Genomic DNA, 15,370 nt, shown 5'->3' with positions numbered 1-15,370 from the left:
CGGTCGCATAGCACAGCCGCAACAAGGCGCGGCCCGTCGTCGATTTTCCGCAACCGCTTTCGCCCACGAGCCCCAGCGTCTCGCCCTTGCGGATATCGAAGCTCAATCCGTCGACAGCCCTGACCGCCCCGACCTGCCGGCGAAGGAGGCCCCTATACACCGGGAAATGCACGGCCAGGCGCTCAACACGAACCAGCGGATGACCCTCGGACACGACCTGTGTCGACTGACTCGCCTCAGTCGACATCGCGCGCTCCACCTGTCTGGGGGTCCCACCAGCAGGCCACATCGTGGCCGTCATTCAGCTCGATCCGGAAGGGATTGCGCTGCCAGCATTTTTCAAAGACGTGGCTGCAGCGCGGCGCGAAGGCACAAGACGCCGGATGCTGCCACAGAAGCGGCGGCTGTCCGGGGACACTGTGCAAGTTTTCGTCGGCCCGGTGACGGCTAGGCAGCGCCTCAAGCAGCGCTCTGGTGTAGGGATGCTGCGGATTCTTGAAGAGATCGCGCACATTGGCGTGCTCGATCACCTGCCCTCCATACATGACCATGACACGATCGGCGATGCCCGCCGCCACGCCGAGATCATGCGTAATCCATATGATGCCCATGCCGAGCTTCCGGCGCAGATCGCGGACAAGCTCCAGTATCTGGGCCTGCACGGTCACATCTAGCGCGGTTGTCGGCTCATCGGCGATCAGAACCTTGGGGTCGCAGGCAAGTGCAATCGCGATCATGACCCGCTGCCGCATTCCGCCAGAAAACTGGTGCGGGTAGTCGTCGATCCTTTTGGCTGCGCCAGGGATACCGACCAGTTCCAGCAGCTCGACTGCGCGCGTGCGGGCTGCCTTCTTTGAAAGCCCCATGTGCTCGCGCAGCGGCTCCATGATCTGGAACCCGACCGTGAATACAGGATTGAGCGACGTCATCGGATCCTGGAAGATGAAGCCGATCTGCGAGCCGCGGATCTCGCGCATCTCCGATGCGCTCAGCTTAGTGAGGTCATGATTCTGGAACATCACGCGGCCGCCAGAGATCCTGGCCGGGGGGCTCGTCAGCAATTGCACGAGCGACATCATGGCAACGCTCTTGCCTGAGCCGCTCTCTCCGACTACGGCAAGCAACTCGCCTTCGTCCAGATCGAAACTGATCCCGTTCACCGCATGAAGCGTTCCGCTATGCGTGTGAAAAACCGTCGTCAGATTATCGACCTCAAGCAGACCAGTCATGGGATACTATATCCGAACATATCGTGCTCCTCCCGATCCGAGGCCAGACATCGCGGCGTCGGATTTACGGTGAACCGCCTGCAGCCGGCAGGAACCGATCACCACCTCTTCAAGCAAACCCCGCCCTGCGATCAACCAGCCCGGCCATCCCATCTCTAAATCCGGAGGAACGGCAGTAAAATGATAATGACATCATATTCATTAATCGTCTCTGGTCAAGCTGATGGATCCCGCCGAATGCAATAAGGCTGCTCGCAGGATTCGGCGAACGCCGGTCACGACGAAACCCTCGAATCCGGTGTCATTCTGGTTGATTTTGGAACGCTCTGCCGCTCAGGTGACGAAAGAGCCCATGAGGACAGCGTCGATATCAACGGCTCCCATCGGTCGAAACGGCACCGCCCCGGCGGTCAATCGAAGCCAGGCAACTGACATTGACTTCACTTTCATGTTGGGGAATCTTTGCGCACGCGCTTAGCCATTGGGCTTGCGGCTGACGGCGGTGCGGCACAACAAACCATATGTCTGGAGCCGCCACGGCCTCGAACCGGTTCTCGGCAGAATGGCCGGTCAACAAGTGCTGGATCGCACAAGATGGCAACACCGCAAACCAGGCAGCAATGCAGGCACCGTCCTTCCAGTCGCTCGTGCGGCGTTCGTAAACAAGGGTGATGAGGCGACATGAAAAATACCCCGGAAATCTGGGACTATGTCGACGAGAAGAAGGACGAACTGATCGAGTTGTCGGATCGCATTTGGGGAATGCCCGAGACTTGCTACATGGAACAGCGCTCGTCAAAGGAGCATCTGGCCGAACTCGAACGGCAGGGCTTTGCGGTCAAGTCGAATCTCGCCGACATCCCGACGGCCATCATGGGCGAAGCCGGAAACGGCGGCCCGGTGATTGCTTTTCTGGGTGAATACGATGCGTTGCCCGGGCTTAGCCAACAGGCAGGTATCGCCCAGCATCAGCCTGTTACAAGTGGCGGGAATGGGCATGGTTGTGGACATAACCTGCTCGGGGCCGGCGCCTTGCTGGCGGCAACCGCAGTCAAGAACTGGCTGGTCGAAAACAAGCTACCTGGCACCGTGCGCTATTATGGCTGTCCCGCAGAAGAAGGCGGAGCGGCCAAGGCCTTCATGGTCAAGGCCGGCCTTTTCGACGACGTCGACTTCGCCATTACCTGGCATCCTGCTGCGGCCGTGGAACTCTGGTCGTCCGAAACCCTAGCCAATACGCGGGTCGATTTCTCATTCCTCGGGCGCTCCTCCCATGCCTCGGAAGCCCCCCATCTCGGCCGCAGCGCACTGGATGCGGTCGAGCTGATGAATGTCGGCGTCAACTATATGCGCGAGCACATGCCGAGCGATGCGCGGGTTCACTACGCCATGCTCGACGGCGGCGGCATCGCCCCAAATGTCGTGCAGGGTTATGCCAAGGTTCGCTACGCCGTGCGCGCCAGGAACCTGGATGAGATGTTTGGCTTGCTCGAGCGGGTCAAGAACATTGCCCGGGGTGCCGCGCTGATGACGGAAACCAAGGTCACCATCGAGGTGATCAGCGCCGTCGCCAACTACATCCCGTGCGGCCCACTACAAGAGATCATGGCGCGCAACATCGTCAAGCTTGGCGCACCGGAATTCGACGAGGCCGATGCCAACTTCGCCAGGGAAATCCAGAGGACCTTGTCACCCGAAGAGATCAGTCATGCCTTTGTTTCCTTCGGTCGTGAAGTCGATCCCGACAAGGCATTGGCCGATTTCATCGTGGCCAGTGACCCCTCGATGCTCAAGGCGATCAGCATGGGCTCGACAGATGTCGCTGATGTGAGCTGGGTAGTGCCGACCGTGCAGTTGAACGGGGCCAATTTTGCCATCGGCACACCCTTCCACTCATGGCAACTGGTTGCGCAGGGCAAGAGCCCCGCCGCGCTCAAGGGGATGGTCCATGCCGCCAAGGCAATGGCGGCCACCGCGGTCGATGCAATCCACGACAAGGACTTGATCGCCAAGGCCAAGGCCGCGCACGAAAAACGCGCAGGCAAGGCCAACTACAAAAGTCCCATTCCCGATGGGACCAAGCCGCCAATTGCCGCGATGACCTGGTGATTGCAGCGGTGGCGCCGAATAGGAGCGAACTTTAAGGCGCGCGAACGACAAGGTCGTAACGGATATAGTCCTTTCGTTCTGCGACCTTTTCGTAAAGCCGCTGGGCCGGATAGTTGTCGGACTGCGTCATCCAGAAAATCTTGAACCAGCCCATCGTCCGAGCAATCTCATGGAGATGATCGATCATCGCCTGGGCGACACCTTTGCCCCGGCTCTCGGAACGAACATAGATGTCCTGCAAATAGCAGACATCACCATTGCTCCAGGTGAAGGGGAAGGCAAGGAACAAGACAAAGCCTAGCTGCATGCCATGGTCATCGACTCCAACAATGCATTCCAGCGGGGTATCCGCATCCAGGATTCGTGCCCAGTTGGCTTCGCCCATGCTGCGATCGCCGGGCTCCGACGGCGCGAGCGCCACGAAATCCGCCCACATTTCGAGGAAGGCATCGCGATCCTGCGCATGCGCGAGGCGTACCTGTACTGTATTGGAAGGCATCAAAGTTCCCTCATTTTCCTTGTTTTCCTAGGGACTTCGGCATGTCATCAAGAAGCGATCGGGTGGTGAAGACCAGAGCCGTACCCGATATCACGATATCGTAGGGCTCCCGCGCCAGTTTCAGCGTAAGATCCACTACCATCTCCCCGCCTTCGCTTCGAACAGCTTCGATATCGCAAGAGGCGGTGAGCCTGTCGCCGGGCCAGACCGGCTTTTGAAAACGGACCGAGAATTTCTGGATGCTGCCCGCCCCGAACCATGCACTGACAGCCGACGCGAGCAGTCCGGCCGAAAGCATGCCGTGACCCATCACATCGGAGAGCCCGGCGGCTTCGGCGAATCGTGCATCGTGATGCAGCGGATTGAAATCCCCCGAGGCGCCGGCGTAGCGGACAAAGTCGGTTCGCGTTAGCGGAGCAAAGACGATTGGCGCAGGCGGCGTCATGACTGGTTCGTCTCCGTCTGGATGGTGGTCATGGTTTCCCGGCAGACGATTTTCCCGGTCGCAACGGACGCGAATTCGGTCTCGATACTAACCACGCGCATGCGTCCGCCGCGCCGCCCGGTCCGTATCTCGTCGGCCACCATACGTGCCCGGCAGCACAGCCGGTCGCCGGCGCGTATCGGCGCGAAATACTCGTACTGCTGTGCGCCATGAACCGTACGGCTACGATCGAGCTTAAGGATTTCGGTGATCAGCCGCTCGACGAAGCCCGCGGACGCCACCACCGGAAACGTCGACGACGCGATCACCTCTTCACCACCGCCGTGAATATCCCGCACCGCACGCGCGAATTCGCGAATCTTGCCGGCCTCGACCGTGAACATCCATTCCTCGATGATGTCGCCAACCGAGATCACGCCGGACCTCCCCTTACCAGGTTGCCGCGACACGACAACAGCAGAACGAAACATTGGATAATTCTACGTTCGTCATCAGCCCAACTTTCACAATCGATCGCGCGCATAACTTGGACCAGAATAGTCAGGTGACAAGCGGCCAGCTGTTGCTCGGTTTGATCTCGGCGCGCACGGCGACAGCTTCGGCCGATTTCCGCGCCTGTCGATAGATTTCGGATTCATCGAGCCTGACCAGCCGGCCATGCCGAACGATCACCTCGCCGTTGCACAGAACTGTATCAACGCCTTTGGTGCGCGAGACCAGCGCAAGCTGGCGCACGGCATCGACATTGGGCTGCGAATCGGGGAGCGCGTTCGTCCGGATGACGATGTCTGCGCGCTTGCCCACTTGGAGGCTGCCGACTTCGTCTTTCAAGCCCAACGCCCTGGCGCCGCCCAGCGTGAACATCTCCTGTATGGCTTCCGACGTGAGGTACTCGCCCCATTCCCGGCTCACCAGGTAAGCGATGAAACCAAGATCGCCAAACGCCCAGACCTTGGCGATATCGGTGCCAAATGCCACCGAGGTGCCACGTCGATGCAATCCAGGAAACGCGCTCCTGCCGGTCTGGGAGATGGCGTAGTACATGACGTTTCCGGGGTGCCAAACGAGTGCCATGCCACTTGCCGAGACCGCCTCGACCTCGCTCGCATCCAGGATGTTCATGTGGGTGAACACGCTGTTTTTACCGATCAGCCCCTGCTCGGCAAAGTGGACCAGCGCCGGCTTGCCAAAACGCTGGCGATCGAAGTCGGCCTCGGCGACCGTGAGGCTCTGATGCTGGTGGTAGACGGAACCCTCACGGTCCGCGAGCGCCTTGGCCTCGCGCATCAGTTCCTCCGATGCGCTGCCGCTGCCATAGAGCGCGACATGCCCGCGCACGAGACCGTCCTTGTCACGGTTGCGCTTGAGCTGGCCGCCGAGTTCCCGGCGTGCGCGGGCGCCGTCGCATGGGGCTCGCTTGATGTCGGCCGCCATAGGCTCGCCGCCGACGAGATCCCACAGMATGCAGTCCGATACCGAGCAGCGGATGCCAACTGCTTCGGCCGCGCTGGCGACGGCATCGGGCGAAAAACTGGTCGCGGCATCGACAAAGCCGGTGAAGCCGTTGCGTGCCATTTCGGCCGAAGCCATCAGTGCGCTGGAATACTCGTCCTCGTCGGTGACGGCGTTCAACCATCGCGCGAAGACGCCTGGCCTACCCCTGCCCTCTTCTTTTGGCGGGTTGGGGCTGTCGGGGATGGAGCCGCGGGTGAGATGCAGGCTGGCGTGATAGTGCCCATCGATGAAACCGGGATGGATCGTACCGCCCTGGGCGTCGATCCGCCGAGCGGCACGCCATTGCTTTTCGATCAAGCGGCTCGGCCCGATGGCGGCGATGCGCTTGCCGCGGATGGCGAGCGCACCGTCCGGGTAGATTCTACGCTCGCCGTCCATGGACAGGATGTGGCCGTGTACGATGAGCAGATCGCAGGATTGCATCGTCCCCCCCGCCTGGTCATTGCCGGACATCTGCATGGTCAGATCCCCATGCCGCCGGTCTCGCGGTCCCAAGCGCCGACGCGCAGGTCGCTCTTCGCCTGGAGCAGGCTCTGCTTCTGCACGCGCATCGAGGGCGTCCGCTCGAAGTCCGTTTCGCGGTATTCGATGAAGCGCGGAATCTTGAACGCGGCGAGGTTAGCCCGACAGAACGCGACGATTTCCTCAGGCGGCAGCGTCTCGCCGGGCTTCAGGTGAACGTAGGCCTTGACCTCTTCGCCGCGAAGCTGGTCGGGCACCGGCACCACCGCAGCTTCGACCACCTTGGGATGCGAGCGCAGCACGCCTTCGACCTCGGCGGCCGAAATGTTCTCGCCCGAACGCCGGATGATCTCCTTCTTGCGCCCGACGAAATAGAGCAGCCCCCTGTCGTCACGGCGCGCAACATCGCCGGAATGATACCAGCCGCCGCGATTAGCTTCTTCGGTGGTTTCTGGCCGGTTGAGGTAGCCGGCATAAAGATCAGGTCCGCTGATCAGGCACTCCCCAGCCTCGCCGTCGGGCACATCGACATCGTTGTCGTCAACGAGGCGGATGGACACGCCGGGCGGCTCGATGCCCATTGTGCCGGTCCCGACCAGTTCGTCAGCAAGATGATTGGGAACGCGGCTCATGATGCCGCCTTCAGTGCTGCCATACTGATTATGCCAGAGAAAACCATACCGCTCCAGCATCTCCTGATGCAGTTCTTTCGGCAGGCCTGCATGGATGGCGAGACGGATGCGGTGGTTGCGTTCGGCCGGGCCGGGTTCGCCCTTCATCAGCAGCGCCGGAATCGAAGCGATCGAAAGAATCTCGGTGGCGTCATAGGTCGTCACCACCTCCCAGAATCTGGAGACCGAGAAGCGGCGCATCGCCACCATCGTGCCGCGCGAGGCGAGCGAAGTGAGAAGCTGGATGGCGGGGTCAGCATAATAGAATGGTAGGCAGCAGAGTTGCCGATCCTGCCAGCCACGGCGGAACAGCCGCAGATCGAGGTCTATCACCCGCAGCCACCAGCCATGGTGTAGCATGCATCCTTTTGGCGCGCCCGTCGTGCCAGAGGTGTAGTAGACGGTGATGATGTCTTCGCGCTGGCATTGCGCGGTTGCGAAATCGAGCGGCTCGGCGGAGTAGGCCGACAGCCCTTGCGGCTCGTCGCCGTCAACCAGGATGATGTGCTCCAGGCCCGGCGCGTTGCCGCGTACTGCCTCGATGATCGGCAACTGCGGCTTACCGACGATCGCCGCGACCGGCGCCGCGTCGGCAACGATGTGCCCGGCATCGTACTGCATGGCGGTCGGCGCGATCGACACCAGTGTGCAGCGGTTGGCCACGATGCCGAACAGCGCGATCATGAATTCGAGGCGGTTGTCGAGCATGACGACGACACGGTCGCCGGCCGTGACAATGCCGCGCAAATAGCCGGCGAAGCGCTGGCAGCGGTCAAGAAATTCGCGCCGCGTCATGACCGGGCCACCGTCGATGATGATCGCCGGCCGCTCCGGGTCCTCGAGGCAGCCTTTGCTGACGATCTCGATCACCGACTGGTACGGCACGGCACTCCAGTCGGGAGCGATGTTTTGATGCGTAATCCAGTTCGCCGGACGCTGCGACAGGCTGGCAACGCCAAGTTCCATCCGCTCGGTCGATGCGGTCGGGGTGCTGTTCATGACGACACCTGTGCGTACCCGTTCTTGATCACGATATTGCCTTCGGCGTCGGTTGCCTCGAAGCCGACCAGCCCCTCGCCGCCCGGCCAGTGATCCACGTTGATCGTTTGCCCGGAGGTCAGAAACAGCGGATGGGCGAAGCGGCATCCGAGCCGCCTGAGCAGAGACGTGGCGCCACCGCAGTGGTGGTCGACGATGGCACGCGCCGCGAAGGACAGTGTGCACATGCCGTGGACGAGCGGTGCGGGAAAGCCCGCCTTGGCCGCCGCCGCCGGGTCGATCGTATAGGGCGAATAGTCGCGCGCGGCATCGGCATAGCGGCGGGTCTGGTCCGGTGCGAGCATATAGAGCGCCGATGAGACGGCAGCCCTGGCGATCACCGGTCGTCGCGGCACACTTACGCCACGGGAGTCTTGCTGCGCAGCGCCCTGGATCAGGCAGGTGGTGTATTGGGTGCAGACTGCTCCGCCGTCATGAGTGACTGTTTCGGAGCGGATGACGAGTGCCACCCCGGCACGCGTGCCGCGGGCACCGATCAGCGTTGAGACGGTGAACAGCCGCTGGCCAGCGACGATCGGCATGTGGAAAACGAAGTCGTGTTCGCCATGCAGCACGAATGCCGATGTCGACTTCCCGAGAACCTCGACCATGCTCTGCATGACCGGCACATGTGCGAAAACCGGCGGTGCGAACTCGCCCGCCAGATGCCTCGGGTTTTCGTCGTTGACCGACCGCGCGAACTGCGCAAGCCGGTGACTGCTCGTCCGAAATTCTTCCGAATCCCGCGACAAGCCCAACGGAACGGCTGCGACAGCAGAATTGCTTGAATACATCACGCAAGTCCCTCGACAAAATCACCCAGTCGCGGAAGCTTCGGCAGCCGATGGTTCAGCGCCTGCTCCAGATCTTCCAGCCTCCAGCGACCATCGGTTTTAACGTCGACCTCGATCGCGCTAGGGGCAATGACCTCGACCCGATTGCCGTAGGCCTGGAACACTTGCCCGGTCGCCGGACAGTTCTCCAGCGCCAGCCAGCAGATCAGCGGCGAAACGTTGTCTGGGTCGAACACGTCGAAAACATCCTGCGGCGGCGGTTGCAAAGACGGCTCGATCCGCGTGCGGGCCGACGGCGACACGGCATTGGAGCGAACGCCGTATTTGGCGCCTTCCAGCGCCAGTGTACGCGACAGACCGACGACCGCCATCTTGGCGGAGGCGTAGTTCGCCTGGCCAAAATTGCCGATCAATCCGGCGAGCGACGTGGTGTGCACCACGCTGGCCGCCACCTTGGCACCGCCTTTCGAAGCGTTGCGCCAGTATTCCGACGCGTGTCGTGCCGGCGCTGCATGCCCCTTCAGATGGACACGGATGACCGAGTCCCACTCTTCTTCCGACATGTTGGCAAGCAATCGGTCACGCAAAATCCCCGCATTGTTGACCAGCACATGCAAGTCACCGAACGTATCCACGGCCTGCCGGATCAACGCCGCGGCCTCGCTCCAGTCGGCAACGTCGTGGCCGCTGACGACGGCCTTGCCGCCTTGCGCCAGGATCTCCGCGACGACACCCTGGGCGGGCGTCGAATCGCGCCCCAAACCGTTGAGATCGCCGCCCAGATCGTTGACCACGACCGCAGCGCCATGACTCGCCAGCGCAAGCGCATATGAGCGGCCCAGCCCGCGGCCGGCCCCGGTGACAATGGCAACGCGCCCGGCAAGCCGCCCGCTCGTCACGACACCCGCCCGCCAAAAAAGGCGCGAAGAGCCCTCGCCGCCCAACAATATACGACACCGTTTCGCATGCTATGTTCCCGCCTCTCTCGCAAACGTCCAGGCGCTGTTCCGGACTCTTCCCGGAACCGGTGCGCTGCCGCACCCGCTGCATCAATCGACAACAGAAAACGTCGAAATGAATATGAAGTCAATATCATTTTTAAGGCGATCGGGTTGTTGTTCTGCCCTGCTGGATGATGACGAAAGCCGGCCTACGGGAGCAACAAAGCCCCATCACGCTTCGCGAAAATCGATCCGACTGCCTCGTCCAGCGTTACTGCAAAATCAATCAACAGCCCGGCAATCCATGGGGTTTTCGGGACGGCCAAACAGCTTCAGCATTGCCGGCGCACTTCCGATTGGAGGGTCCTGCACTACAGCTGTAATTTTCGGACGCCGCGAGCCCTGTCGGAGCGGGAACCAGAGCCCTCCTTGAGGGGCACATTCCGGCGGCGCACAAACACATCGCCACGCCTGAGCCTGGGGGGGGCGCGCAATCTCGATCCACGATATGCTCCTGATCGTCAGCGCCCTTGCCAGGTCGACCTGCAGGCAACACGCGCCCGTGGACGCTGGCTAGCTTTGGCAGGTTGCGGGTGATCGCGTGAAGTTCACACGGACCATCTCGCATTTCGGAAACGGGCGCTAGCCGGCTCGCCGGCGGTCACGCCACGTTCGGTGGGTCCTTGCAGTAGACCGCTCGATACCACAGCGTCGACAGCATCAGCGCCAGTTCGTCTGGCTCGAACTTGTCTTCCTCCATCACCGAATCTTTGGTGACGATGATGGAATAGAGATAGTGGAACACCATCCCCTCCAGGGCGCGCGCCACCGTCATTGCCGAACCCGGCATGGTGTCGCTGTAGTTGCCACGCCGTGAAATTGAGCGGGCGAGGCCTTCGATCCACTTGCGGTGGCGGGGCTGCCACAATTTGCGAAATTCCGGAAGCTGGCTCTGAAGTTGCACATGGCATTGCATCAGCCCAGGATTGGCCTGATAGGCCGAAATAAAGAGGCGATTGGTATTCATGATGGCTTCGAATTCGTTGTTGCCACCACCGACCTGCCGGGCTCTCTCATAGAGATAATCGACAAAGTCGAGAACGACCTCCGTCGCAATTTCGTTCTTGTCGCGAAAATATACATAGAACGTGCCAAGTGCGACTTCGGCATAGGAACAGACATCTGAGACTTTCAGGTCCTGATAGCCGATCTCTTCAAGCGCGCGCGCGGCAGCGATCTTCAGCCGGTACTTTGTCCTGTCGCCCTTGGTGGAAAAGGACAATGAACCGAGCCCCTCGGCAAGATAATCTGCATATCGGTCGCAACCGAGATTTGGGATAAGCGCCGTTTCGACTTGCTTCGCCCGCATGGCCATTCAAAACGTCCTCCATGATCCGATATTGCACCTGCCTCACCGATTATCAACCATCGACAGGAGCGACGACCGTACAGGGGCAAGCGAGCAAATCAAATAATTGATATTGACTTCATATTCATGTTGTCAGACTTCTTATTTTCTTTTGATCACCGAGGCAAGCTGGACATCCGGCTAGCCCAGCAGCGCGAAGTTGCGTCCAGCCCATGGGCTGCGGTGCGCATCGTGGAGGGACCATCTTGCTTGTCGGATCGGACAAAACCGCGCGATACAAGCGTCGCATCGACAGCCCTCATCACAGAATCCGGGGTCGATGATGCCGCATGCGCTGATCAATTCGCCGGTTTACATCGTCGGCGTTGCCGAGACGCCCTTGGGCAAGGTACTCGACCAAAGCGAGTTCTCAATGGTCGCGCTTGCCGCGCGCAAGGCGCTGGACGAGGCCGGCCTGAGCTTCAAGGACGTCGATGGCATCTTCACCAACTATATGGGGGAAGAGGGCTCGGTCCAACTTGGCGAATATCTCGGCGTGCAGCCACGCTACGCCGAATCGTCGGACATGGGTGGCGCGTCGTTCGAGTTCTTCGTGCACCATGCCATGCTCGCCATCGCGACGGGCCGGTGCGACGTCGCGCTGATCGGCTATGCCTCGCGGCAACGAAGCCGCCGCAACCGCAAACGCGTGGCAGCCAGTATGGACGGTTCGCTTGCGGCGCAATTCGAAGCGCCTTTTGGCATCCACTTTCCAATCGGCCATTACGCGCTGAGTGCTGCGCGCTACATGTATCAGTATGATGCCAAACTTGAGCATCTTGCCGAGATCGCCGTCACGGCGCGGGAATGGGCAAAACTCAATCCGAAAGCATGGGTGCGCGATCCGCTGACCATCGAAGACGTGATGGCTTCGCCAATGCTCTGCGATCCGCTGCGCAAGCTCGACTGCTGCCTGGTGACCGATGGCGGCGGCGCCATCGTCATCGCGCGGAAGGATCGGGCGCGCAACGCCGCCAAGCGGCCTGTGCGCATCCTCGGTGCCGGCGAAAGCCACATGCAATGGCACGTTGCCCAATGCCCGGACCTGACCGTGACGCCGGGCGTGGTTTCCGGCCGGGAAGCCTTGGGCATGGCCGGCATCAAGCCCGGCGACGTCGATGTCTTTGAACCCTACGACAATTTCACCCACGCCGTGCTGCTCTATCTCGAGGACCTGGGCTTTTGCGGCAAGGGCGAGGCCGGCGCCTTCGTCGCCGAAGGCCGGCTGAGACCCGGCGGCAGCCTGCCAAGCATGACCTCAGGCGGCGGGCTGTCCTACTGCCATCCCGGGGCGCTCGGCATCCTGCTTCTCATCGAGGCGGTGCGGCAGCTGCGCGGAGAGGCGGGCGCCCGCCAGGTGACAGACGCCGAGATCGCCGTCGCGCATGGGACCGGAGGCCTCGCCTTTTCAACCGCTTCCACCGTGGTGCTTGCCCGTGACTGACACCCCTTCCCTTTCCGACATCGGCGTTGCCGACCCGACCACCGAACCCTTCTGGAAGGCATGTTTCGAACACCGCCTGATCGTCCAGCGCTGTGTCGCGTGCTCGTCGCACCAGTTCTATCCCAGACCTTTCTGCCTCGCCTGCGAGGCAACCGCGCTCGAATGGGTGGACGCTAAGGGCACAGGCACGATCTATTCGCTCTCCACGGTGCGCATCCCGGTCATCAGCGAACTGCCCCCGCCCTATATGATCGCGCTGGTCGATCTCGACGAGGGCCCGAGGCTGCTCACCAACATCGAACCCGGCCCGGCGCGGATCGGCGACCGGGTGAAGCTCGCCTGGCGCTCGCGCGAAGACCTGCCTCCCCTGCCCATCTTCACCCCCACCGATCGATAATGCGATGACCAGCCATCCGGGTCCCACATCCGAAGACTGCATCGCAATCATTGGCGACCTCATCGGGTTTCCGACTGTCTCGCGCGACCCAAATTGCGGCCTGCTGTCCTACGTCGAGGCATTTCTGGAGAGGCACGGTGTCGCCAGCGACATCATCTGGAATGCCAATCGCACCAAGGGCAATCTGTGGGCGACGATCGGGCCGGCCAACACACCAGGCATCATCCTGTCCGGGCACAGCGATGTCGTTCCTGTCGACGGGCAGGATTGGGCCAGTGATCCGTTTACGCTGCGCGAGGCGGACGGACGCATCCATGGTCGTGGTGCCTGCGACATGAAGGGGTTCATCGGCATCGTCCTGGCCGCCGTGCCAAGCTTGACACAGCGCAACCTGAAGGCCCCGATCCACATCGCGATCTCCTACGACGAGGAACTCGGCTGCACCGGCGTCACCAGCCTGGTCGACCGCATCGCCGCCATGCCGGTTAGGCCGGCGCTATGCGTCGTCGGCGAGCCAACCCTCATGCAGGTCGTGGTCGGTCACAAGGGCGGAGGCATGTACCGCGCGACAGTGGCTGGCATGAGCGCCCATTCCAGCCTCGCTCCGATCGCCGTCAACGCCATCGAATACGCGGCCGAGCTCGTTGCCTTCATCACGAGCCTATCGAACGAGCAGGCGCATTCCGGGCCGCATGACACAGCCTATGACGTCACACATACCACGCTGTCGGTAACCACCATTTCCGGCGGCACTGCTTTGAACATCATCCCGAACCACTGCGAGTTCGCGTTCGACATCCGCTCGCTGCCAAAAGTGGACGCGCGCGCGCTGATCGAACGCATCCGCAACCACGCCGAGACGGAAATCCTGCCAAGCATGCGAGCTGTCGCGCCCGAGGCCCGGATCCTGATCGAACCGATAGTCGAGTTCGTCGGCCTTTCGACCGATGCCGACCATCCGGCCGTGACCTTCGTGAAGCGGCTTGTCGGCCGCAACGACCACGCCAAAGTGGCCTACGGCACGGAAGCTGGCCTGTTCAGTAGCAGAGCCGGCGTTGTCTCCGTCGTCTGCGGGCCGGGCTCCATCGAGCAGGCTCACAAACCGGACGAATTCCTCGACATGTCCGAGATCGACCGCTGCCGGGTATTTCTCGAGCGCCTGGCAGTACAACTCGAAGACGCTGGCCTGCCATGGTCGTGAAGCGCGGTTTCGACGCCATCGTGGTCGGCGCCGGTATAGCCGGAACCGCCGGCGCCTACTATCTGCGCAAGGCCGGACTATCGGTCGCTCTGATCGATGCGCACCATCCAGGCTGGGCGGCGTCGGGCCGCAATCCCGGTTTCCTGTTGCTGCAGACCAAGGCCTCCGGATTGGCGATGGAGTTTTCGCGCGCCTGTCGCCAGTTCGCCGAAGCGCTCGCGGAGCAACTACCCGATTTCGGATTTCGTTCTTGCGGCGGCCTCATCATCTACCGCCACGAGGAATTCGAACCCGTTGCAAGGGCGTTCGCCGACGATCGCAACAAGGCCGGCCTGCCCGTCGAACTGCTCGACCGCGCCAAGTTGCTCGAGCTGTGCCCAGATATCGGGCCGTCGGTGTCAGGCGCAGTATGGAACCCACTTGATGCTCACCAGGACACGAGGCTGCTCGTGCGCCGCCTAACCGAAGCCTTTCAGCAGGAAGGGGGCGACCTCATCAAGGCAGCGCGCGTCTCGGCCGTCATGGCCACGGATTCCGCATGCCGCGGTGTCAGGCTGGCTGACTGCACCGAAAGCGAAAGCCGCATCGTCGTCATTGCCGGGGGGCCATGGTCCAACGATCTGCTCGAACCACTTGGGCTTGCCATTCCGTTCCAGCTGACCCGTTTCGAGGCAGCGGAAACGACCCCCGCGCCGTTTCGCATCGGACCCGTCGTTGCCGGCCAGTCGCTGTTTCGCTTCTTCACGCCGCCTGCCATCAACCCCGACGCCCTGCCCCGCGACCCGTCCGAAAGTATCCGTCCAGACCTCGGCTTCACCGAACAGATCGCCAGCTTTCCGGACGGATCCCTGCAGTTCGGATGCGCCTACGAGATTGGAAGTGACCTTGATCAAGCGACGGTTGCAGGTCAGGCGATAGCCTGCTCGATCATGAGCCGCAATTTCCCCGCCATGGCCGGCCTGCCGATCGTTCGGCAGTGGGCAGGAATTGTCGCTCAGACACCAGACGGTCTTCCAGTGATCGACGCGTCCTGCGGCATCGACGGCCTGATCGTCAACACCGGGCATTTCTTCGGCAATCTCGCCGGCGCATTTTCCGGCAAGCTTGTCGCAAACCTGGCGATGGCGCTGGCACCTGATTATTCCGTGCAAGCGCTGGGGCGGAGCCGGCTCGTTCAAACCGCTGCCAGTCGTCATCCGACTTGAGGAAACGCCAGA

General features: G+C 61.7%; 15 protein-coding genes. 5 read left to right on the top strand and 10 right to left on the bottom strand.

Features of this window, described 5'->3' with window-relative positions; genetic code table 11:
* Positions 1 to 247: ATP-binding cassette domain-containing protein (locus AC1DWF_RS14790; protein ID WP_476841797.1), on the bottom strand; the 247-nt coding region annotated here is incomplete at its 3' end.
* Entirely contained in the window at positions 237 to 1,229 is a 993-nt protein-coding gene (locus tag AC1DWF_RS14785) for an ABC transporter ATP-binding protein (protein ID WP_476788832.1), read from the bottom strand. The genes AC1DWF_RS14790 and AC1DWF_RS14785, both read right to left, overlap by 11 nt.
* A gap of 681 nt (positions 1,230 to 1,910) precedes the next feature.
* On the opposite strand from AC1DWF_RS14785, the gene AC1DWF_RS14780 reads away from it, so the two are divergent.
* Entirely contained in the window at positions 1,911 to 3,338 is a 1,428-nt protein-coding gene (locus AC1DWF_RS14780) for an amidohydrolase (RefSeq protein ID WP_476784969.1), read from the top strand.
* Positions 3,339 to 3,369: 31 nt separating this feature from the next.
* Here AC1DWF_RS14780 and AC1DWF_RS14775 read toward each other — a convergent pair whose 3' ends face one another.
* From AC1DWF_RS14775 to AC1DWF_RS14740, 8 genes are all read right to left on the bottom strand, one after another.
* Complete coding sequence (locus AC1DWF_RS14775) at positions 3,370 to 3,837, bottom strand: N-acetyltransferase family protein (RefSeq protein WP_476784970.1); 468 nt, start codon at positions 3,835 to 3,837, stop codon at positions 3,370 to 3,372.
* A 10-nt stretch (positions 3,838 to 3,847) separates the two neighbouring features.
* A complete protein-coding gene (locus tag AC1DWF_RS14770; protein ID WP_476784971.1) occupies positions 3,848 to 4,282 on the bottom strand; it encodes a MaoC/PaaZ C-terminal domain-containing protein in 435 nt (144 codons plus the stop codon).
* Positions 4,279 to 4,698, bottom strand: a complete 420-nt coding sequence (locus tag AC1DWF_RS14765) for an FAS1-like dehydratase domain-containing protein (RefSeq protein ID WP_476784972.1) — start codon at positions 4,696 to 4,698, stop codon at positions 4,279 to 4,281. Before AC1DWF_RS14765 ends, AC1DWF_RS14770 begins: the two co-directional genes overlap by 4 nt.
* A 124-nt stretch (positions 4,699 to 4,822) precedes the next feature.
* The gene (locus AC1DWF_RS14760; protein ID WP_476841796.1) at positions 4,823 to 6,256 is read right to left on the bottom strand and encodes an amidohydrolase family protein; all 1,434 of its coding nucleotides are present in this window, start codon (positions 6,254 to 6,256) and stop codon (positions 4,823 to 4,825) included.
* Between the two features lie 2 nt (positions 6,257 to 6,258).
* On the bottom strand, positions 6,259 to 7,929 hold the full coding sequence (locus AC1DWF_RS14755; protein WP_476785453.1) for a class I adenylate-forming enzyme family protein: 1,671 nt from the start codon (positions 7,927 to 7,929) through the stop codon (positions 6,259 to 6,261).
* The gene (locus AC1DWF_RS14750) at positions 7,926 to 8,762 is read right to left on the bottom strand and encodes a MaoC/PaaZ C-terminal domain-containing protein (protein ID WP_476785452.1); all 837 of its coding nucleotides are present in this window, start codon (positions 8,760 to 8,762) and stop codon (positions 7,926 to 7,928) included. Before AC1DWF_RS14750 ends, AC1DWF_RS14755 begins: the two co-directional genes overlap by 4 nt.
* A complete protein-coding gene (locus AC1DWF_RS14745) occupies positions 8,762 to 9,661 on the bottom strand; it encodes an SDR family NAD(P)-dependent oxidoreductase (RefSeq protein WP_476785451.1) in 900 nt (299 codons plus the stop codon). Before AC1DWF_RS14745 ends, AC1DWF_RS14750 begins: the two co-directional genes overlap by 1 nt.
* A gap of 703 nt (positions 9,662 to 10,364) precedes the next feature.
* Entirely contained in the window at positions 10,365 to 11,078 is a 714-nt protein-coding gene (locus tag AC1DWF_RS14740; RefSeq protein ID WP_476788834.1) for a TetR/AcrR family transcriptional regulator, read from the bottom strand.
* A gap of 313 nt (positions 11,079 to 11,391) precedes the next feature.
* Here AC1DWF_RS14740 and AC1DWF_RS14735 point away from each other — a divergent pair, with 313 nt between their 5' ends.
* Genes AC1DWF_RS14735 through AC1DWF_RS14720 form a run of 4 tightly spaced genes read left to right on the top strand, consistent with a single transcriptional unit; the run spans position 11,392 to position 15,358 of the window.
* Positions 11,392 to 12,555, top strand: coding sequence for an acetyl-CoA acetyltransferase (locus AC1DWF_RS14735; protein WP_476788835.1), 1,164 nt, complete (start codon positions 11,392 to 11,394; stop codon positions 12,553 to 12,555).
* Complete coding sequence (locus tag AC1DWF_RS14730; protein ID WP_476787057.1) at positions 12,548 to 12,952, top strand: Zn-ribbon domain-containing OB-fold protein; 405 nt, start codon at positions 12,548 to 12,550, stop codon at positions 12,950 to 12,952. Before AC1DWF_RS14735 ends, AC1DWF_RS14730 begins: the two co-directional genes overlap by 8 nt.
* A 4-nt stretch (positions 12,953 to 12,956) precedes the next feature.
* Positions 12,957 to 14,153: an acetylornithine deacetylase gene (gene argE, locus AC1DWF_RS14725; RefSeq protein ID WP_476788836.1), complete on the top strand. Its 1,197-nt coding sequence runs from the start codon at positions 12,957 to 12,959 to the stop codon at positions 14,151 to 14,153.
* Complete coding sequence (locus tag AC1DWF_RS14720; protein ID WP_476783540.1) at positions 14,144 to 15,358, top strand: NAD(P)/FAD-dependent oxidoreductase; 1,215 nt, start codon at positions 14,144 to 14,146, stop codon at positions 15,356 to 15,358. Before argE ends, AC1DWF_RS14720 begins: the two co-directional genes overlap by 10 nt.
* Positions 15,359 to 15,370: the final 12 nt, after the last annotated feature.

The organism is Aminobacter sp. P4_D5, assembly GCF_056401815.1.
This window is presented reverse-complemented; position numbering and strand designations above follow the sequence as displayed.

Excerpts from the sequence above, each read along its gene's own strand:
- AC1DWF_RS14720 (WP_476783540.1), top strand. The coding sequence starts at position 14,144 with ATGGTCGTGAAGCGCGGTTTCGACGCCATCGTGGTCGGCGCCGGTATA.
- AC1DWF_RS14770 (WP_476784971.1), bottom strand. The coding sequence starts at position 4,282 with ATGACGCCGCCTGCGCCAATCGTCTTTGCTCCGCTAACGCGAACCGAC.
- argE (WP_476788836.1), top strand. The coding sequence starts at position 12,957 with ATGACCAGCCATCCGGGTCCCACATCCGAAGACTGCATCGCAATCATT.
- AC1DWF_RS14735 (WP_476788835.1), top strand. The coding sequence starts at position 11,392 with ATGATGCCGCATGCGCTGATCAATTCGCCGGTTTACATCGTCGGCGTT.
- AC1DWF_RS14750 (WP_476785452.1), bottom strand. The coding sequence starts at position 8,762 with ATGTATTCAAGCAATTCTGCTGTCGCAGCCGTTCCGTTGGGCTTGTCG.
- AC1DWF_RS14780 (WP_476784969.1), top strand. The coding sequence starts at position 1,911 with ATGAAAAATACCCCGGAAATCTGGGACTATGTCGACGAGAAGAAGGAC.
- AC1DWF_RS14775 (WP_476784970.1), bottom strand. The coding sequence starts at position 3,837 with ATGCCTTCCAATACAGTACAGGTACGCCTCGCGCATGCGCAGGATCGC.
- AC1DWF_RS14785 (WP_476788832.1), bottom strand. The coding sequence starts at position 1,229 with ATGACTGGTCTGCTTGAGGTCGATAATCTGACGACGGTTTTTCACACG.
- AC1DWF_RS14740 (WP_476788834.1), bottom strand. The coding sequence starts at position 11,078 with ATGGCCATGCGGGCGAAGCAAGTCGAAACGGCGCTTATCCCAAATCTC.
- AC1DWF_RS14755 (WP_476785453.1), bottom strand. The coding sequence starts at position 7,929 with ATGAACAGCACCCCGACCGCATCGACCGAGCGGATGGAACTTGGCGTT.